Source organism: Streptomyces sp. NBC_01591, assembly GCF_035918155.1.
In the GTDB taxonomy this organism is placed as follows: domain Bacteria; phylum Actinomycetota; class Actinomycetes; order Streptomycetales; family Streptomycetaceae; genus Streptomyces.
In genome coordinates, this window is record NZ_CP109327.1 from 8,222,950 (window position 1) to 8,242,598 (window position 19,649).

The 19,649-nt window shown below is 71.7% G+C and carries 16 protein-coding genes and 1 riboswitch; of the genes, 12 read left to right on the forward strand and 4 right to left on the reverse strand.

Translation table 11 applies throughout. The annotated features are described in order from the left end of the window. Positions 1 to 202: 202 nt before the first annotated feature. On the reverse strand, positions 203 to 4,432 hold the full coding sequence (locus OG978_RS38115) for a S8 family serine peptidase (protein WP_326769590.1): 4,230 nt from the start codon (positions 4,430 to 4,432) through the stop codon (positions 203 to 205). 91 nt (positions 4,433 to 4,523) lie between these two features. Here OG978_RS38115 and OG978_RS38120 point away from each other — a divergent pair, with 91 nt between their 5' ends. Further along, a complete protein-coding gene (locus OG978_RS38120) occupies positions 4,524 to 5,486 on the forward strand; it encodes a helix-turn-helix domain-containing protein (RefSeq protein WP_326769591.1) in 963 nt (320 codons plus the stop codon). Between the two features lie 25 nt (positions 5,487 to 5,511). Then, entirely contained in the window at positions 5,512 to 7,587 is a 2,076-nt protein-coding gene (locus OG978_RS38125; RefSeq protein ID WP_442817802.1) for a prolyl oligopeptidase family serine peptidase, read from the forward strand. Positions 7,588 to 7,657: 70 nt separating this feature from the next. On the opposite strand, the gene OG978_RS38130 is transcribed toward OG978_RS38125, so the two are convergent. Both OG978_RS38130 and OG978_RS38135 read right to left on the reverse strand, forming a co-directional pair. Then, positions 7,658 to 8,647: a CehA/McbA family metallohydrolase gene (locus OG978_RS38130; RefSeq protein WP_326769592.1), complete on the reverse strand. Its 990-nt coding sequence runs from the start codon at positions 8,645 to 8,647 to the stop codon at positions 7,658 to 7,660. Between the two features lie 113 nt (positions 8,648 to 8,760). Further along, positions 8,761 to 9,564 carry a sulfite exporter TauE/SafE family protein gene (locus tag OG978_RS38135; protein ID WP_326769593.1) on the reverse strand — a complete coding sequence of 268 codons (804 nt, stop codon included), beginning with the start codon at positions 9,562 to 9,564 and terminating at the stop codon, positions 8,761 to 8,763. An 84-nt stretch (positions 9,565 to 9,648) separates the two neighbouring features. Between OG978_RS38135 and OG978_RS38140 the strand changes: the two genes are divergently transcribed. The 9 genes from OG978_RS38140 (at position 9,649) to cobM (ending at position 17,726) form a co-directional block, all read left to right on the forward strand. Next, positions 9,649 to 10,431 (forward strand): AraC family transcriptional regulator, encoded by a 783-nt coding sequence (locus OG978_RS38140; protein WP_326769594.1) that lies wholly within the window; start codon positions 9,649 to 9,651, stop codon positions 10,429 to 10,431. 193 nt (positions 10,432 to 10,624) lie between these two features. Next, complete coding sequence (locus tag OG978_RS38145; RefSeq protein WP_326770328.1) at positions 10,625 to 11,029, forward strand: hypothetical protein; 405 nt, start codon at positions 10,625 to 10,627, stop codon at positions 11,027 to 11,029. Next, a complete protein-coding gene (locus OG978_RS38150) occupies positions 11,019 to 11,339 on the forward strand; it encodes a LysR substrate-binding domain-containing protein (RefSeq protein WP_442817803.1) in 321 nt (106 codons plus the stop codon). The genes OG978_RS38145 and OG978_RS38150 overlap by 11 nt, the downstream gene beginning before the upstream one ends. Before the next feature lie 61 nt (positions 11,340 to 11,400). Then, complete coding sequence (locus tag OG978_RS38155) at positions 11,401 to 12,048, forward strand: GntR family transcriptional regulator (protein ID WP_326769595.1); 648 nt, start codon at positions 11,401 to 11,403, stop codon at positions 12,046 to 12,048. 357 nt (positions 12,049 to 12,405) lie between these two features. Continuing rightward, a riboswitch (cobalamin riboswitch) is annotated at positions 12,406 to 12,551 on the forward strand. 101 nt (positions 12,552 to 12,652) lie between these two features. Beyond that, positions 12,653 to 13,762 (forward strand): FecCD family ABC transporter permease, encoded by a 1,110-nt coding sequence (locus tag OG978_RS38160; RefSeq protein ID WP_326769596.1) that lies wholly within the window; start codon positions 12,653 to 12,655, stop codon positions 13,760 to 13,762. Beyond that, entirely contained in the window at positions 13,762 to 14,547 is a 786-nt protein-coding gene (locus OG978_RS38165) for an ABC transporter ATP-binding protein (protein ID WP_326769597.1), read from the forward strand. Before OG978_RS38160 ends, OG978_RS38165 begins: the two co-directional genes overlap by 1 nt. A gap of 15 nt (positions 14,548 to 14,562) precedes the next feature. Further along, a complete protein-coding gene (locus tag OG978_RS38170) occupies positions 14,563 to 15,585 on the forward strand; it encodes an ABC transporter substrate-binding protein (RefSeq protein ID WP_326769598.1) in 1,023 nt (340 codons plus the stop codon). A gap of 93 nt (positions 15,586 to 15,678) precedes the next feature. Then, on the forward strand, positions 15,679 to 16,980 hold the full coding sequence (gene cbiE, locus OG978_RS38175) for a precorrin-6y C5,15-methyltransferase (decarboxylating) subunit CbiE (RefSeq protein WP_442817804.1): 1,302 nt from the start codon (positions 15,679 to 15,681) through the stop codon (positions 16,978 to 16,980). Continuing rightward, complete coding sequence (gene cobM, locus OG978_RS38180; protein ID WP_326769599.1) at positions 16,977 to 17,726, forward strand: precorrin-4 C(11)-methyltransferase; 750 nt, start codon at positions 16,977 to 16,979, stop codon at positions 17,724 to 17,726. Before cbiE ends, cobM begins: the two co-directional genes overlap by 4 nt. A gap of 30 nt (positions 17,727 to 17,756) precedes the next feature. Here cobM and OG978_RS38185 read toward each other — a convergent pair whose 3' ends face one another. Beyond that, positions 17,757 to 18,872 (reverse strand): cobalt-precorrin-5B (C(1))-methyltransferase, encoded by a 1,116-nt coding sequence (locus OG978_RS38185; RefSeq protein ID WP_326769600.1) that lies wholly within the window; start codon positions 18,870 to 18,872, stop codon positions 17,757 to 17,759. An 11-nt stretch (positions 18,873 to 18,883) separates the two neighbouring features. On the opposite strand from OG978_RS38185, the gene OG978_RS38190 reads away from it, so the two are divergent. Next, positions 18,884 to 19,639: a cobalt-precorrin-6A reductase gene (locus OG978_RS38190; RefSeq protein ID WP_326769601.1), complete on the forward strand. Its 756-nt coding sequence runs from the start codon at positions 18,884 to 18,886 to the stop codon at positions 19,637 to 19,639. Positions 19,640 to 19,649 lie beyond the last annotated feature (10 nt).

Below are 19,649 nucleotides of genomic sequence, written 5' to 3' on the forward strand. Positions count from 1 at the left end.
GCCGACGCCCGACGGCGAACCCCGCGGGGCGGCCCCACCAGGCCGCCCCGCCCTTTCCGCGGTACCCCACCAGGGCTGGAAGCCGCACCGGAACCGTGGCTGAAGCGCACGCTCGCGTACCGAGTGTTCGAGCGGTGCGTCGGCACGCGCATGGACCGGGCGCCCGGACAGAGGTTCCGTCCGGGCGCCCGGTCCGTGGTGATCAGCGGCGCAGGCCGAGACGGTGTACGCCGCCGTCGATGGTGCCGACGTAGAGCGTGCGGCCGTCGGGGCTCGCGGCCAGTTTCGTCGTGTCGGTGTTCTGCAGGCCGGTGGAGATGTTGTGCCAGCTCAGACCGTGGTCGGTGCTGCGCAGCACACCGCGGCCGCCCTGCAGGAGGCCGCTGGCCCCAGAGCTGGTGGTGGCCGCGTAGAACGTGTCCCCGACCCGTAGCAGGTCGGAGACGTGGATCGCGAGAGCGCCGGTGTCCGCGGTGCGGAAGGTCCGGCCGCCGTCGGTGCTGACGCGGACGCTGTCGCCGCCGATGACGAGACGCCGTCCGTCGAGGTCGATCGCGGTCACCGGGCCGTCGGCGACCTTGGTGACGGTCACCCCGCCGTCGTCCGACCGGTAGAGACCGGAACGGTTGCCGAGCCACAGGCGCAGCGGATCGGCGGGATCGCCCACGAGGGTGTCGAAGGAGCGCTCGTGGTACAGGTTCTTCCACGTCGCGCCGCCGTCACTCGTGGCGAACAGCCCCTGGCCCAGCAGGCTCCGGAAGCTGACCATCACCCGGTCCGGGTCGGCGGGGTGAACCAGCAGCGCTGTCGGCACCTCCGCCGAGCTGCCCCTCTTCTCCCAGGTGGCACCGCCGTCGACGCTGCGCTCGACGGTGAACGAGCCGAACGCGGTGCGCCGGACCTTCCAGATCACCTTCGGATCCTTGGCCGACACGGCGAGCTGCGGGACGCTGACGCCCGTCCTGCCCTCGCCGCCCGACCGGCCCCACTCCGGGCTCGCGACGGGAAGAGCGGTGCGGTAGATCGCGCTGTCGGTGGCGGCGAGCAGATGGCCGTCACTGACAGCGAGATCGTTGACGGTCAGTCCCTGGACACCGATCCGCCGGTATCCGGTGCCGTCCGCGGCACCCCGGTAGAGGCCGTCCTGCTCGCCGGCGACGGTGACGGACCCGTCGGCCCAGCGGTCGTAGTCCACCGGCACCGCCGCGCGCGACGGCCCTGCGACCGTGGTCCACGTCCGCCCGTGGTCGCGGCTGAGCCGGCCGCTGCCGGACAGCGTGCTCAGGTACAGGTCGTCACCCGAGATGTACAGGCGGAGGCCGCCCTCCGTCATGGCCAGCAGGGTGGCCCAGGTCTCCCCGCCGTCACGCGAACCGACAACGCCCCGGCCCGGGACGTACACCGCCACGACCGAGGAGTCGGCGGCCAGCCCGCCGACGCCGTCGTCGGACGCCTCGAAGAGCCGGCGCGCCTCGCCGGGACTGCCCGAACCGATGCCGGAGCGGGCCCAGACGCCGTGATACGTCGTCATGTAGAGGGTGTCGCCGGTGACGGTGGCCGCGGTGACGGCGCCGGTGACGCCGGTCGGATACGTCGTCCAGTGGTCGCCCGCGTCCGTACTGACGAGCAGTGCGTCCGAGGTGACCGCGACCAGGGTGCGGGTCTGCTCATCGGCGGCGAGTGCCGCGATGCGGGTGTCCGGGACGTCGAGGGTGCGCCAGGTACGCCCGTTGTCATCGGTGCGCAGGACTGCGCCCCGGCGGCTGCCGTCGTGCACGCTGTTCACGGCGTACCACCAGCGGTCCGGATTCTTCGCGTCCACCACCAGCGGACCCGTGCCGTCCGCGACGGGCAGCCGTCCCAACTGGCGCCAGGAGGCCCCGTCGTCGGTGGTCAGCCAGGGAGCCGCCTTCTGGAACTGGGTGAGGACGGCCTGCTTCGGCCGGCTCGGGGAGAGGGCGACGGTACCGGCCTCGCTGTTGGGGCCGGCCGGCTCCCAGCGGTCCCCGCGGCTGTCGACCGGGGTGACCTCGAAGGCACTGGAGCCGGTGAGCCGCTGCCCGGTCCCCGCGGTGCCGCGTACCGAGACCCGGTAGGCGCCGGCCACGCTGCCGGTCACCTGGGCCCGGTAGTAGCCGCTGGCGGGATCCAGGGTGGAAGTGATGTCGACGGCCTTGCCACGAGGCGGGGTGACCGTGACGACCGGCGGCGCGGCCAGCCTGGTCGGCGGGGCGATGTGCACGGTCGAGTGACCGTCGCTCGGGTCGGGCGCGGCCTGGACGGCCAGGTACCGGACGGCGAGCAGATAGGGCACCCGGATCGCCGGTCCCCGGTCCGGAGTCGCTGTGAGGCGGCCGCTGATCTCGGTGCCCGTGGCCGGCCGGGCGACGCTCAGCGAGACCGTGACGGTCGCGGTCCTCCCGGCCGGTACGGTGACCCGCCTCGGCCAGACCCTGGCCGGACCGTCGGTCCGCAGCGTCGTCGTGACCGCCCGCTTGCCGGGGTTTTGCAGCGTCACCTTCGCGGTGCCGCCGACCTTCCGCCCGGACAGATCGGCGAGTCCGAAGGACACCGACGCCGGTGAGGCGCTGACCGCGGCCGAGGCGGCCGCGGCCACATCGAGCCGGCCCGAGCCCTGGGTCGTGGGCCCGCTGCCGCTCAGCGGCTTCGCGGTGCCGACCAGCGCGGCCTTGATCTCGGCGGGCGTCCGGCCGGGGTGCAGCTGGCGCAGCAGGGCCGCCGCACCGGCGACGTGCGGGGTCGCCATCGACGTGCCCGACATGCGGTACTCGCCGGGCCCGTACAGCGCCTTGGGCACGGTGGAGCGGATCTCGACGCCCGGTGCGACCAGATCGGGCTTCAGGCCGAAGCCCTGGGTGGGGCCGCGTGAGGAGAACGAGGCGATCCGGTCGGTGGTGTCGGTGCCGCGCAGCGTCACGGAGACCTTCCCGGCGGCGAGCCGGGTGCTCAACTCCGTGTACTGGGTCGCGTCGATGCCCATGACCACCAGGTGGTCCATGCGCAGTGAGTCACCGGAGGCGTCGATCCGCGCGGGCGAAACCGGTATCTGCGCCACTCCCGGCTCGGGGGTCACCTCCGGCGGCCGGACCTCGCCCGGCGCTCCGGCGGCGAACACCGGGCCGCTGTTGGACGGCAGTCCGGCCAGCACGGCGATCGCACCGCGCCTCTCCGCCTCCTGCGCCCACTCCACGGCGCTCGCCGACAGGTACTGGGCGTCGGCGGCGATGAGCATCCGGGCCCGTACGATCTTTCCGCGTACGTCGCCGACCCGCTTCCAGTCCTCGGCGGTGCCCTCGCCGACGTCGACGAGCGGCGCCGTGACGGGGCGCTCCGGCGGGTTCGCGGACAGGATGCCGCGGTAACTCTGGATCAACTCGGGTTTCTCGCCCGCCAGGTACGCGCTGGGCAGCCGCAGATTGCTCGTCGACGCGCCGACTGCGAGCACACCGTCGGCCGTCGCGGGGCTGCTGACCGTACCCGCGCCCGGTCCGTCGTTGCCGGCCGCGGCCACCACGACCACACCGGCCCGTACGGCCGCGGTCGCGGCGCGGCCCAGCGGGTCGGTGCCGTCACCGGGGCCGCCGAGGCTCAGGTTGATGACATCGGCTCGGTGCGGATTGGCCGGATCGGAGGCCGCCTCGATTCCGGCGATGATGTCGGAGGTGTAGCCGGAGCCGTCGGCGTCCATCACCTTGTAGGCCAGCAGATTCGCGCCGGGCGCCACGCCGGTGACGCCGCCCTTCGCGGCGGATCGGCCCGCGACGATGCCGGCGACATGGGTGCCGTGGCCGTTGTCGTCCATCGGGTCCTCGTCACCGTTGACGAAGTCGTGCCCGCCGAGGACCTTGTGACCCTTGCCGAGTCCGCCGCCCAGGTCGGGGTGGGTGTAGTCCACCCCGCTGTCCAGGATCGCGACGGTGGTCCCCTTGCCGGTGACGCGGCTTCCGGCGGTGTCCTTGCGCCGCCAGACGCCCGGGGCGCCGATCATCGGCACGCTCACGTCCGTCCTCGTCAGCACCCGGGTGTCTGCGCGGACGGCGGTGACACCCGGCAGCGAGGACAGCCGCCCCACCTCGGACGCGGGCACCGTCATCGCCACGGCATCGATGAGCAGCCCCAGTTTGCGGGTGGCCGAGGGATGGAGCCCGGCGCTTTTCGCCGAGCCGAGGAATGTCTCCTGCCGTACGTCGAGCGCACGGCGGGCGGCGCCGACGCCGCGGGCGGCCCCGGCGGACAGCAGCGACCCACCGGGCGCGGCGGTGACCGCGGGGCTCCCGGACAGTTCGACGATCACTCGTTGCGAAGGGCCGGGCGTGGACGCGTCGGCGGCACCCGGTGTCGCCGCCAACGCACCGGCGAGAACGACGGCGGCGAGAGCGGCATGACGCGATCTTCGTGACTTCATTGCCATGCGTAAAGGTCCTAGTGGTGCGGGCACTTGCCGCACAACGGATCTTCGTGGCCCATTGCTGCCGCTGGCACAATTGGGCCACCATCCGTCCATGACTCCCGAGACACCGAGACTCACCGCGGCAGGCATCGATCCGTTCGACGAGAGCGTCTACCGGGCCGTCCTGACCCGGCGGACGGCGGCGCCCGCCGAACTCACTGCGGATCTCGGCTGTTCGGCCGAGCGTGTCGCCAGGGCGCTGGACCGGCTCCGCGACCACGGGCTGGTCGGCAGGCTCGCCGGCACCCGCCGCCGGTACGCCGCGATCGAGCCGGGGGCCGCCGTCGAGGCGCTGGTGCGGGCCAGGAGCAATGAGCTGGACCGGGTCCGTTCGGCGGCCGACGAGCTGTCCCGGCTCTTCGCCGCCGCGCGCATCGGCGCGACCGACGAGGACGAGGTGGAGATCACCACCGGCAGCGAGGCACTCGGCCGCTGGTTCGTCCGCCTCCAACAGGAGGCCCACGAGGACGTGATGACCCTGGACCGGCCGCCGTACGCCCTGACCACCTCCAACCCGGTGGAGGCGACGGCACTGGGCCGCGGCGTACGGTACCGCGCGGTGTACGCCCCCGAGGCCCTGGAATGGCCGGGCGTCCTCGACGACATCCGCGAACTGGTCCGGCACGGCGAACAGGCCCGCGTCCTGCCCGGACTGGGCATCAAACTCGCCATCGCCGACCGCAGGCTCGCCCTGATGCCGCTCTCCCTCGACCTCGACGACGTCCGGGCCGCGGTGATCCGCCCGTCCACCCTGCTCGACGCCCTCACCGGCTACTGGGAGATGTGCTGGAAGCAGGCCCTGCCCCTGAACGCCCCCGCCGAGGACCCGCTCGGCGAGGAGGACCGACTCGTCCTCACCCTCCTGGTCAGCGGCCTCAAGGACGAGGCGATAGCCCGTCAGCTCGGCTGGTCCGTCCGCACCATGCGCCGCCGCATCAGCCGCCTCCACGACCTCCTCGGCGCCGCCAACCGCTTCCAGGCCGGCGTGATCGCGGCCCGCCGCGGCTGGTTGTGAGCCCTTGCGCCCCGGCGATGAGCGGATGTGTTCTCGGCACGCGTCCCATGGCTGCACAATTCGGCTTGTGACTGATGAAGATCCGTACCTGTGGCTGGAAGACATCGACGGCGAGGCCGCGCTCGAATGGGTGGCCGAGCGGAACGCCGAGACGGAGGCGGCGCTGGCCGCCGATGCCGGGTTCGCCGACCTGAAGGAGCGCCTGCGGGAGGTGCTGGACGCTTCGGACCGCATCCCCAGCACCGTCCGTCGCGGGGTGTTCCTCTACAACTTCTGGCAGGACGCCGGGCATGTGCGTGGTGTGTGGCGGCGTACGACGCTGGAGCAGTACCGCAAGGATTTGCCCGAGTGGGAGGTCCTGCTCGACATCGACGCGCTCGCCGCGGCGGAGGGCGAGAAATGGGTGTGGTCGGGTGCGCAGGTGCGCCGTCCCGATTACGACCGGGCACTGGTGTCCCTGTCGCGCGACGGCGGTGACGCCGTTGTGGTCCGCGAGTTCGACCTCGCCACCCGGACCTTCGTCGAGGGCGGGTTCCGGGTGGGGGAGGCGAAGACGCGGATCGGATGGATCGACGCCGACACCGTCTTCATCGGCACGGACTTCGGTCCTGGCTCCCTGACCGACGCCGGCTATCCGCGCACGGTACGCAGGTGGCGCCGCGGCACACCGCTGGAAGAGGCCGCTCAGGTCTTCGAGGCCGGGCCGGGAGATGTGGCGGCCTGGAGTTGGCACGACTTCACGCCCGGTTTCGAGCGGGACTTCGTCGCCCGGTGGCTGGACTTCTTCCGCAGCGAGACGTACCTCCTGGCCCCGGACGACACGCTCGTCAAGATCGACGTTCCCGACGACGCCAGTGTCCATCCCCATCGCCGGCATCTGATCGTCACCTTGAAGTCCGACTGGCTCGGGCAGCCGTCGGGCTCCCTGCTGGCGTTCGACTTCGAGGCCTTCCTGGCGGGTGACCGCACCGCGGAGGTGCTGTTCACCCCGGACGAGCGGACGGCTCTGGCCGGGTACTCCTGGACCCGCCACCATCTGATCCTGGAGACGATGCGCGACGTCAGCACCCGCATCGAGGTCCTCACCCCGATCGCCGGAGGCGGGTGGGCGCGCAAGCCGCTCGCGGACGTCCCGGCGCTGTCCTCCGCCACGGTCGTGGACACGGACCCGGACGTCTCCGACGAGTACTTCCTGGACGTGTCGGGGTACTTGCGGCCATCCGCCCTCCACCACGGGCGGATCGGCGCCGACTCCGAGATCCTCAAGCAGGCGCCGGACCGCTTCGACACGGCCGGTCTGTCGGTGGAGCAGTTCTTCGCGACCTCCCGGGACGGCACGCGGGTGCCCTACTTCGTGATCGGCCCCGGCCATTCCCCCGACGGCCCCGGACCCGCCCTGCTCTACGGCTACGGCGGCTTCGAAGTCTCCCTCGTCCCCTCCTACGACGCGGTGACGGGCCGGGCGTGGCTGGAGCGCGGCGGCACGTACGTGATCGCGAACATCCGGGGCGGCGGCGAGTACGGGCCGGACTGGCACCAGGCCGCGCTCGGCGCGGACCGGCCGCGAGCCTTCGAGGACTTCGCTGCCGTCGCCACGGACCTCGTCGCGCGGGGCATCACCACCCCGGCCATGCTGGGCGCCGCGGGGGGAAGCAACGGCGGCCTGCTCATGGGCGCGATGATCACCCGATATCCGCACCTGTTCGGCGCGATCGTCTCTCAGGTACCGCTGCTGGACATGCTCCGCTACCACAAGCTCCTCGCCGGCTCGTCCTGGACCGCCGAGTACGGCAACCCGGACGCCGAAGCCGATCGCCCGCACCTGCGCGAGCTCTCCCCCTACCACCGGCTCACCGCGGACCAGGTCTGTCCGCCGGTGCTCCTGACGACCTCCACCCGTGACGACCGGGTCCACCCCGGCCATGCCCGCAAGATGGCCGCGCGGCTGCGCGAACTCGGTCACCCGGTCCTGTTCCACGAGAACACCGGCGGCGGCCACGCGGGCGCCAGTGACAACGAACAGTCCGCCCACAACAAGGCCCTGCTGCATGCCTTCCTGTGGCGGCACCTGGCGCAACCGGTGCGGCCGGCCACCGACTGACCGGTCGGCACGCGCCTTCCGGTCGATCCGCCTGCCGCGCGGGCGGCGCGAAGCCGACGGCGTGACGCATTCAGGCCAGGATGATCGGGTTGCTGAGCGCCGCCATGCGCCCGTCGGGGTGGCGCACCTCGACACGGACGAACGCCGAGTCCGCCGTGCCGATGCGCCACTCCACGGCACCCGAACCCGAGGCGGGCAACGACACGTGATGCGCCCTGCCCCGCTCGGTGTGAAAGCCGACAGTGCCCGAGGGCACACCACGTACGTCCACCCTCACCTCGGCCGGCGCGTCACCCGCCTCCAGCCGCTCACCGATACCGGCGCTCCGGTCACCGGCCGAGGCTCTGAACGACAGCTCGACGGCGGCCGATTCGGCGATCCAGCTCCGGCCCGACCGGATTCCGGCGAGGACCGCTTCGGCGCTCAGCTCCTCGGCCAGCACGACGGTGTGCGGGAATCCGATCTGGCCCGCCAGATGCGTGTCACTGTTGCCCATCGCGGGCCGCCAACGCCCCCGGTGGATGTCCGCGGCCAGGCTGCGCCCCCACTCGGCCAGGGCCGCCTCGTTGTCGGCATTCCACGGCACGTCCGAGCTCCACAACCCGTTCCACACCTCGACCACATCGAACCCCTGGTACGGGTACATGAACGTGCCCGAGGCGTACGGCGCGTGCGGATGGGCCGCCACGCACAGCCCACCGGCTCGATGGACCTCGTCCAGATGCCGGCCGACCCGCTCGTCCCGCAGGCCGTACCGCCAGTCGACCACCTGTCCGGGGCGGGTACCCAACGCGAGCCAGTGCCCGGTCCGGGTAGTGACCTCTTCACCGAGGATCACCAGCAGGTCGTCGCCGACGTGCCGGGCCCAGGCACCATGCGCCTCGGAGGTGTTGTGCTCGGTGGTCGCCAGGAAATCCAACCCCGCCGCACGGGCACCGGCCGCGAGCTGCTCCGGCGTCAGCTCGCCGTCCGAGTGGACCGAATGCACGTGACAGTCACCCCGGTACCAATCGCGCCCCCGTCCGGCCACGCGTGTCGGCGGAAATTCCAACTCGGGCATCCGTTCCCCCTGCCTGCTCGATGCGGACTCGCAGCTCTCAGCCTGCCACCCGCCTCGACGACCACGCCCCACTCCGCCGGACGGGCCTCGGGGACACCGATCGAAACGACCGGTCAGACCAGGAGCAGCATCGCGACCGTCACCATGACGAGCAGCCCGATGTAGGCCCAGGCATGGGTGCGGTCGGGGATCCGCGGCGGGCGTCGCCGCAGCACCGCGATCACCGGCAGAGCCCCCAGGAGCAGCGCCGAGGCGGCGCGGAGGTCGATGAGACCCACCAGTCGCACCTGCGCGTGCGCGGCGGCGGGGACCGCTGCCACCCAGAGGGACACCACGGCGGCCGGGACCGCGATGGCGAGGGTGAGGGGGTTGGCCAGCGCGGTCGCCACCTGCATCGTGTGCCCGGCCCGCCGCATCGCCGGGACGGTCATGACACTGCCGCCCACGCCGAGGAAGGCGGCGACCGCACCGATCGGTGCGCCGAGGACGGGCGGCAGCGGACGCGGAGCGTCGGATGCCGTACCGACCCGGGTGTCCGGGCGCAGGAAGCCGGGCCGCAGGAGCAGATCGGCGATGGTGAGAGCGACGTACGCGACGAATGCCCAGTGGGCCAGAGCGGCCGGAGCGAGGCGTGTGGCGAGCGCGCCGAACGAGGCACCGGCCGCCAGCAGGAGGAGCAGCACGCCGCTGCCGCGGAGCGAGAGGAGCACCCGCCGCGGTGTGACGGCCGTCGCGAACCCCGCGTTCACCACCATCACCAGGGCCGAGGTGGCCGTCGCCACCCGCATCGCGTCCGCGCCGAGTACGGCGTCCGCCCAAACCACCACCGGTACCGCGACGAACCCTCCACCGAAACCGAACAACACTGTCGTCACTCCGGTGAGGAGCCCGACCCCGATCAACATCACGAAGTCCATGGCTCCACCCCACCAGCTCCGGCGATGTGCTCGCATGCGATGGTCGGCACAGTTCCTTCGTGTGTCGGCCAGTACGATGGACGGGTGAAGAACGTCCCGCTGGCCGATGTCGACCACGTCGACCGGGCCGTCCTGCCGATCGGCACCGATTACCCGCCCGGACACGTACTGGACTGGCACGAACACCGGCGCGCGCAGTTCCTCTACGGCGCCACCGGGGTCATGGTCGTCGACACCGCCGAGGGGACCTGGACCGTTCCGCCCGAGCGCGCCGTACTGATCCCGCCCACCACGCGGCACCGGGTCCGCATGCTGGGAGTGAGCACCCGGAGCCTGTACGTCGAGCCGCATGCCGTCCCCTGGTGGCCCGCCACCTGCGCGGTCGTGGACGTTCCGCCGCTGCTGCGCGAACTGCTCCTGGCCGCTGTCGAGTTCGAGGCCGACTACAGCCTGTCCGGGCGTACGGGAAGCATCGCCGCGCTCCTCCTGCACGAGATCGCCGAGCGTGCCCCGCTCCCGTTCCACGTGGGGATTCCCGCCTCCGCCGACCTCGCGAGACTCTGCCGCGAATACCTGGCCACCCCGGACGCCGGCGCCACCAATGCCGCATGGGCTGCCAGGGCGGCCATGAGCGAACGGGCCTTCACCCGGCGTTTCCGCGCCGAGACCGGCGACAGCCCAGCCGTCTGGCGGGGCCGTGCCCGCCTGCTCGCGGCCGTCCCGCTGCTGCGCACCGGTTCGGTCAGCGAGGTCAGTGCCCGGATCGGCTACGCCACTCCCGCAGCGTTCACCGCTGCCTTCACCCGCGCCTTCGGTACGCCCCCGTCCCGCTTCTCCGCGAGCCGCCAGGGCGGCGGCCGGGGGTGAAATTTTTCGTATCCCATATTTCGTCGGATCGAGGACCCTGTCGCGTGCGCTGAGGCCGTACCAGGGATCTTCTTTGTCGGATGGCGGTCATTTGGCATGCGGGGGGCATGCCTGGTTCCCCGTCACCCCCAGCCCCCCGCACCCGCATCCCGAGCGCTGGTGGGCCCTGGGTGTCCTGGGGCCGGCCCAGTTGATGATTCTGCTGGACAGCACGATCGTGAACGTGGCCCTGCCGTCCCTGCAGAGCGAACTGGACATGAGTGACGGAGACCGCCCCTGGGACGTCACCGCCGGCCTGCTCGGATTCGCGGTCGCCTCCGCCCGCGGCGGGCGCCGCACCCACCGCGCAGGCCCTCGTCGCGACCACCTGGATGACCTGCCCGTCCAGCTTGAACTGTGCGCCGCTGAGCGGCGCCACGATCACGGCGAAGAACAGCATGTTCACCGGGATGCCGATCACGTTTCCGCGGACGATGGAGCCGCGGCTCGTGACGGGGAAGGGGACTCCCGTCTTGTGCCCCATGAAGCCCGAGAGCATCAGCAGGAGGAAGAGCAGGATGGAGGCGAGTGCGAAGGCGGCACCTATAGTGAGCAGTGACTTCGCCACCCGAAGTCACATCGACAGCTACTTCGCCGAGCATCGTGTCAGCCCGCCGATCGCCGTGGAGGCCGACACCATCCAGGGCCTCACGGAAATCGTCCAGCGCACCGGCTTGCTGGCCACCGTGCTGCCCGACGCGATCACGGACGACCACCCGCACCTCACGCCGATTCCCATCGACCCTCCGCTGCCCACCCGCGTCGCCACCTTGCTGCACCGGGAGAGCACCTACGAGAGCGCCGCCGCCCGCGCCTTCACCCGGCTCGCCCGCGACCTGGTCCGCGCACGCGGCTACGCACCGGCCTGAGAACCCCGTACCGCAGACGGCATACCGAATACCGACGTCGAGTGATGAGAGATTTGAGGACATGACAGGGTCTGAGGACTTCGAGCCCGAGTCGGAGCGGGTCACACGCCTGCTCCGTGACGAGATCATCGACGGTGTGCGTGAGCCGGGCAGCAAGCTCGTCGAGCGCGAGCTCGCCGCCGAGCTCGGGGTGAGCAGGCTGCCCATCCGGGAGGCCCTGAAGTCACTGGTCACCGAGGGGCTGGTCACGCCGAGGCCGCGGACATGGGCCGTCGTGCGGGAGTTCACGCCGGCGGATGTCGAGGACCTCGACGAGGTCCGCGCGGCCCTTGAGACGCTGACCTTCCGGCTCGCCGCCCAACGGCGCACCCGCGCGGGACTGGAGAAGCTCCGCGCGGATCTCGACGCCGAGCTGAAGGCGGCGGACAGGGGAGATGCCGTACGGGCCCGCCGGGCCGCCGCCGACTTCCACGAGACGGTGACCGCGCTGGCCGACAACGAACTCCTGAACGAGCTCCAGAGCACCCTCCGCAGCAGGATGCGCTGGCTGCTGGGACAGCACGACGACATCGAGGGCGTCGCGCAGGGGCACGAGGGCCTGTACCGGGCGATCGCGGAGCGTGACGTCGCGGGCGTCGAAAAGCTGGCCGGCAAGCACCTGGTGACAGGCCGCAACGCAGCTGCCGCGCGACGCAAGCACCAGGACTGAGCGGTACGGCCCGGCCGGGGTCGGCGCACACGGGCCGTACCCGCGAGTGCTCAGACGTAGACGATTCCGTCCGGTACATCCGGGCGGACCTCCGTGCCGACATTCCGGTCGAGAAGGTCGTCGAGAGGTTCGAGCGGCGGCGTCGACCTTCGGCTTCATCGACCCTTCGGCAAAGGCCAGTCGGGAGATCGCCTCCGGTGAGGCCGTGAGGACGTCCCCCAGGGCTGCTGGCTCGCCGGGTTCGCGGGCCTGCCGGCGCCGGCGCCGGTGCTGGACCGGGCGTACCGCGCGGCGTGCCGGGCAGGTGCGGTCCGCGAGTGGAAGCCGTGCCCGATTCGGCGCCTACCGATATCGCCCTCTGGCGGTACGTCATCCCGTGCACGCTAAGCTGCAGGTGCCCCGCGGGGGAAGTCCGGTCGAAATCCGGCGCTGACCCGCAACGGTAGGCGGAGCCCCGCATGGCCCCGTAAGCCCGATTACCCGCGGTGGTGAAGGCTCCTGTCAATTCGCCGTGGACTGCGAGTGGTGCTGCGCAGGGCGCTCCGCGCCCGGGCTGCTCCTTCGATCACGTAGGTGCACGGCCCGAGGCGAAAGCGATCCGCCCGTGGCCACCCCCCTCGACCGTAAACCCGCCGTGCCGCCGCGCACGTCCCGCGCCGGCGCCGGGCCCGCCCCGCCACGGCGCGTGTCTCTGCCGCTGCTCCTGATCTCCTTGTGCGCCGTGCTCCTGGTCTCACTCGTCTGCGGGGCGGGGATCGGGGCGTCGGGGCTCTCCTGGGGCGAAGTGCTGCGTTGCCTGTGGGCCGGGCTGACCGGCGGCCGGATAGCCCCCGACCAGGTCCCGGCGTACACGATCGTCTGGGAACTGCGCTTTCCGCGAGCCGTGCTGGCCGCGGTCGTCGGGGCCGGTCTCGCGGCCATCGGCGTCGCCGTACAGGCCATGGTCCGCAACGCCCTCGCCGACCCGTTCGTCCTCGGCATCTCCTCGGGAGCGGCCGTCGGCGCCAATGCCGTGCTCATCTTCGGGGCCTTCGGCGCGCTGGGCATCTGGGCGCTGTCGACGGCGGCTTTCCTTTCCGCGCTCCTCGCCATGATGCTGGTGTACGCGATCGCACGCACCGATCGGGGTCTGACCCCGCTGCGGCTCGTCCTGACGGGCACCGCGATGTACTACGGCTTCTCGGCGGTCACCACGTTCATGGTGTTCGCGGCCGAGCGCGGTGAAGCCGCCCGTTCCGCCATGATGTGGATGCTCGGCAGTCTCGGCGGAGCCACCTGGTCCTCCGTGCCGATCGCCGCGGGGGCCGTGCTCGGCGGCCTCGCCCACCTCGCCTGGTCGGCGCGCCGGCTGAACGCCCTGGCCATGGGCGACGAGACCGCGGCCGCGCTGGGCGTGGACGCGGGACGGCTGCGCAAGGAGCTGTTCCTGGTCTCTGCGGCCGTCACGGGGGCGGTGGTCGCGGTGAGCGGTGCGATCGGCTTCGTCGGGCTGATGGTGCCGCACGCCGTACGGATGCTGGTCGGAGCGGACCACCGCCGGCTGCTGGCCGTCGCGCCACTGGCGGGCGCTGTCCTGCTGATCTGGGTGGACATCCTCTCCCGTGTCGTGCTCGCGCCCGCCGAACTGCCGGTGGGCGTGCTGACCGCGGTCATCGGCGTGCCGTGCTTCGTGTTGCTGATGCGCCGCCGCTCGTACACGTTCGGAGGTGCGTGATGCGGATCGATATCGATGCCCTGACGGTCGAGATCGCCGGTGCGCGGCTGGTGGAGGAGGCCACGCTGGCAGCGGGAGAGGGGCAGCTCGTCGGTCTGGTCGGGCCCAACGGCAGTGGAAAGTCCACCCTGTTGCGCTGCGTCTACCGGGCTCTGCGCCCCTCGGCCGGCACGGTGCGGCTCGGCGGCGAGGACCTGTACGCCATGAGCGCGCGCGAAGGCGCCCGTCGGCTGGCCGCCCTGCCCCAGGAGGCGGTCACCGAGTTCGACTTCACGGTTGCCGAGGTCGTGGCGATGGGACGGCTGCCGCACCAGCGGTCGGTGGGCCGGGCCACCGACGAAGACCGGCAGGCGTGCGAGAGCGCGCTGGCGGGAGTCGACGCCGGACACCTCGCCGACCGCGGCTTCCTCACTCTCTCCGGCGGCGAGAAGCAACGGGTGCTGATCGCCCGCGCACTGGCCCAGCAGCCTCGGCTGCTGGTGCTCGACGAGCCGACCAACCACCTGGACATCGCACAGCAGCTGGAAGTACTGGCGCTGGTACGAGGCAGCGGGCTGACCGTCCTCACCGCGCTGCACGACCTCAACCTCGCCGCACTCCACTGCGACGTGCTCCATGTCATCGACAGCGGTCGGATCGTCGCGTCCGGCCCTCCGCACGACGTGCTCACAACCGAGTTGCTGGCCGAGGTCTTCGGCGTACGGGCTCACCGCGTCCCACATCCGGAGACCGGCGCCGTACAGCTGCTCTTCGACCGTCTCCGCCGCGCTCGATCCGATTCCTGAGGAGTCGCTCCAACCATGCCGAACCTTGTACGCCCTGCCGCACTCGCGCTCGCCGCAGCCCTGGTCCTCACCGGCTGCGGTGCGGAAATCACCTCTGGCCAAGAAGAGAAGAGCGGTGCCCGGACAGAGGGCGGCCACTATCCGGTGACCATCGAGAACTGCGGCCAGAAGAAGACCTACGACAAGGCCCCGCAGCGCGTGGTCACCAATGACGTCGGCATCACCGAGATCATGTTCGCGCTCGGGCTCCAGGACCACATGGCGGGCTATGTGATGCCCGAGGACAAGGGCGACCTCACGTCCGTTCCCTGGAAGGACGGCTACCAGGAGACCAAGTGGCTCTCCAAGGAGAGGATCAACAAGGAGCTGGTCCTCGACGCCCGTGCCGATCTGGTCTTCGCCGGATGGAACTACGGATTCAGCGAGGGAGACGGGTTCACTCCCGCCGAACTCCAGAGAGTGGGCATCGACTCGTATCTGCTGAGCGAGTCGTGCCGCAACGGCCGGGGGAAGGCACGCGGGGTGATGGCACCACTCGATGCGCTTTACACCGATTTGCGGAACCTGGGGAAGATATTCGACGTGGAGGAGCGTGCGGAAGCCCTCGTCGCGACGTTCCGGAAGCAGGTGGCCGAAGCGCAGGCCAAGGCGCCGAAGGGCGCTGACCGCCCGCGGGTCTTCCTCTACGACGACGGGCGGGACAAGCCGCTGACCTCCGGTGCCTACGCCGGACCGCACGACATCATCACCAAGGCGGGCGGTGATCACGTCATGAAGGACCTCAAGGACAGTTGGGTCACGGTGGGCTGGGAGACCGTGGTCGACCGTGACCCCGAGGTGATCGTGATCAACGACTACGGTGACACCGGCGCGGCGCAGAAGGAGAAGTTCCTGAAGTCCTATCCGCCGCTGGCGAACGTCTCGGCCATCAAGAACGATCGCATCTTCGTCCTCGACTACGCGGATCTGGTGGAGAGTCCGCGCAATCCCGCGGCGATCGCCTCACTTGCCGCGTATCTGAAGGAAGCGACCTCCTGAAGCAAGGGTCCGGGCGACCACCTGGACGTGGCCCGATCGTGGCCGGACAGTAGAGTTCGGCTGCGTCATCCCCTGAACACCGAGGTACCGGCCGTGACTCTCGCTCCACCCGAACAACCCGTCCCACCTGCGGTGACCGTCGTGGGAATCGGCGCCGACGGATGGGCGGGACTGCCCGACGCGGCGCGTACGGAGCTTGCCGGGGCAGAGGTTCTCATCGGTGCCGAGCGACAACTCGGCCTGCTCCCGACGTCATGCCGGGGACAACGCGTGCCGTGGCCCTCGCCGTTGCGGCCCGCCGTCCCCGGCCTGCTCGCCGCGCACGCCGGGAGCAGGATCGCCGTCCTGGCCAGCGGCGACCCGATGTTCTACGGCATCGGCCGGGCCCTCACCGAAGTGCTCGGCGCCGATGCGCTGAGGATCCTGCCCCACCCGTCGTCCGTGTCCTATGCCTGCGCCCGGATCGGCTGGCCGCTGGAGGATACCGAGGTCGTCACTCTGGTCGGCCGCCCCGCCGCCCGGCTGGCCGCCGCCCTGCACGACGGGCGACGGGTACTGGTCCTCAGCGCGGACGCCGGCACTCCGGCCGCGGTGGCCGGACTGCTGCGCGAACAGGGCTTCGGACCGAGCCGTCTGCGCGTGCTCGAACAGCTCGGCGGAGCGGATGAAGCGTGCGTGGAGGGCACCGCGGACCACTGGCCGCACCCACCGGGCGACCCGCTGAACATCGTCGCGATCGAATGCCGGCGCACCCCCCACGCCCTGCGCCTCGGCGCCGTCCCCGGCCTGCCCGACGAGGCGTACGAACACGACGGGCAGCTCACCAAGCGGCACATCCGGGCCGCGACCCTCGGTGTGCTCGCGCCCGCCCCCGGCGAACTCCTGTGGGACATCGGCGGCGGCTCGGGATCCATCGCGATCGAATGGATGCGGAGCCACCCGTCCTGCCGCGCGATCACCGTGGAACGCGATCCGGCCCGGGCCGAACGCATTGCGCGCAACGCCGGCCGTCTCGGCGTACCGGCCCTGCGCGTGGTCACCGGCCGGGCCCCCGGCAACCTGGCCGAACTGCCCACGCCCGACGCCGTGTTCATCGGCGGCGGGCTGACCGCACCCGGCCTTCTCGACACCTGCTGGGACGCGCTGCCGCCCGGCGGACGCCTGGTCGCCAACACGGTCACGCTGGAATCCGAGGCACTGCTCGCCGAGGCTCACCGCAGGCACGGCGGTGACCTGGTCCGCCTCGCGGTCGCGCATGCCGTGCCGGTCGGTGGCTTCACCGGCTGGCGGCAGGCCATGCCGGTCACCCAGTGGTCCGTACGCAAACCCTCCATCAGCACCGATGCGGCACGCTCAGCACCAGAGCCCGCGCAAAACCCAGGAGACAACAGATGACCGTGTATTTCATCGGCGCGGGCCCGGGGGCGGCCGACCTGATCACCGTGCGCGGCGCCCGCACGCTCGCCTCCTGCCAGGTGTGCCTGTACGCGGGCAGCCTGGTGCCCCGGGAACTGCTCGCCGAATGCCCCCCGGACGCCCGCCTGGTGGACACCGCGCAGCTCGACATCGACCGGATCACCGCCGAACTGCTGGCCGCGCACCGGGCCGGCCACGACGTGGCCCGGCTGCACTCGGGCGACCCCTCGGTGTTCAGCGCGGTCAATGAGCAGATGCGCCGGCTCGACGAGGCCGGGGTGCCCTACGAAGTGGTGCCCGGCGTACCCGCGTTCGCGGCCGCGGCGGCGGCGCTCAAGCGGGAACTGACCGTACCGACCGTCGGCCAGACCGTCATCCTCACCCGGGTGGCCAACCGTGCGACCGCGATGCCGGAGGGCGAGGACCTGGCCACGCTGGGCCGCAGCGGCGCCCTGATCGTGCTGCACCTCGCCGCCCAGTACGTGGACCGCGTCGTCGAGGAACTGCTGCCGTACTACGGAGCGGACTGCCCGGCCGCTGTCGTGGCGCTGGCCTCACGCCCGGACGAAATCGTCCTGCGCGGATCTCTCGACGACATCGCCGAGCAGGTGAAGGCGGCGGGCGTGATCCGTACCGCCGTCATCATGGTCGGCCGCACCCTGGGCGCCGAGCAGTTCCGCGACAGCCACCTCTACTCGCCGGGGCGCGAGCGCCACGTCTGCTGACGGGGCCGCCGCACCGGCCGGGCGGGCCGGTCAGCGCACGCCGCTGCGCCCGACGACCGTGCCCGCCCGGTCGATGCAGATGACGTCGACGGCGACCGGCGCACCCCGCAGCACCGACAGCGCCTCGTCCCGCGCCGCCACGGCCACCAGGTCCCCGAGCGGCACACCTCGCGCGAGGCACAGCTGGAGTGCCGCGAGACCTGTGTTGGCGACCGCCACCTCGGCCGCCAGGGCCTCGTCCGCACCACCCCGCCGGGCCAGCCCGGCCAGGAACGGCTTGTCGACCTGCGACCGGCCGGAGTGCAGGTCGAGGTGCCCGGCGGCGAGCTTCGACAGCTTCGCGAACCCGCCGCAGACCGTGAGCCGGTCCACCGGGTGACGGCGTACGTACTTGAGCACCGCGCCCGCGAAGTCCCCCATGTCGAGCAGCGCGATCTCCGGCAGCCCGTACTCGGACACCACGGTCTTCTCCGAGGTGGAACCCGTGCACCCGGCCACGTGGGTGTGCCCGGCGGCACGGGCCACGTCCACACCGCGGCGGATCGAGTCGATCCACGCCGAGCAGGAGTACGGCACCACGACACCGGTCGTGCCGAGGATCGACAGACCGCCCAGGATGCCGAGACGCGGATTCCACGTGGAGCGGGCGATCTCCTCGCCGTCGTCCACCGACACGGTGACCTCGACGTCCCCCGAACCCCGGTGTTCCGCGGCGACCTGTGCGATGTGGTCGCGGATCATCTGCCGCGGCACGGGATTGATCGCCGGCTCCCCGACATCGAGCGGCAGCCCGGGAAGGGTGACCGTGCCCACGCCGGGCCCGGCCCGGAACACCACACCCGAACCCGGCGGCAGCCGCCGTACGGTGACCCGGACGAGGGAGCCGTGCGTCACATCAGGGTCGTCGCCCGCGTCCTTGACCACCCCGGCCGTCGCCCGTCCCTCGGCCAGCTCCTCCATCGCGAGCGCGAAAGCGGGTGTCTGCCCCTTGGGTAGGGTGATCGTCACCGGGTCGGGGAAGTCGCCCGTCAGCAGGGCCGTGTACGCGGCGGTGGCCGCCGCGGTCGCACAGGCGCCGGTGGTCCAGCCGGGCCGCAGACCGGTGTGTTTCAGCTGGGCGCTGCGTCCGCCCTCAATCTCACCCATGGATGGATCCGATGCATGTACTCGTACTCGGCGGAACGACGGAGGCCCGTCGCCTCGCCGAGTTGCTGGTGGAGGTGCTCCCGGCCGGTGCCAGGCTGACGAGTTCGCTCGCCGGACGCGTGGCCGGCCCGAGACTTCCGCCCGGCGAGGTCCGCATCGGCGGCTTCGGGGGAGCCGACGGGCTCGCCGCATGGCTGCGGACGCACCAGGTGGACGCGCTCATCGACGCCACCCATCCTTTCGCCGGGACGATCAGTTTCAACGCGGCCGCTGCCACCGCTGCCGCCCATGTTCCCCTGCTGGCGTTGCGCCGGCCCGGGTGGGTGCCCGGCGAGGGCGACGACTGGCATTCGGCCGGTTCCCTCGCCGAGGCCGCGGTGGCACTGCCTGCGCTGGGCCGGCGCGTGTTCCTCACCACCGGACGCATGGGGCTGGCCGCCTTCGCCGGTCTGGACGAGCTGTGGTTCCTGATGCGTTCGGTGGACGCCCCCGAAGCGCCGTACCCCGCCCGGATGGAGGTCCTGCTCGACCGGGGTCCGTTCACCCTGGACGGAGAACGTGAGCTGATCCGCCGTCATCGCATCGACGTCGTCGTCACGAAGGACAGCGGAGGCGCCGCCACCGCCCCCAAGCTCGCCGCAGCCCGCGAGGCGCGGATCCCGGTCGTGGTGGTGCGGCGGCCGCCCGTGCCCCAGGGAATCCCGGTCGTCGACGGACCGGAACCGGCCGTCGCCTGGCTGCGCGAACACATCTTCCGCCAGGCGTAGGGCCTCTCGT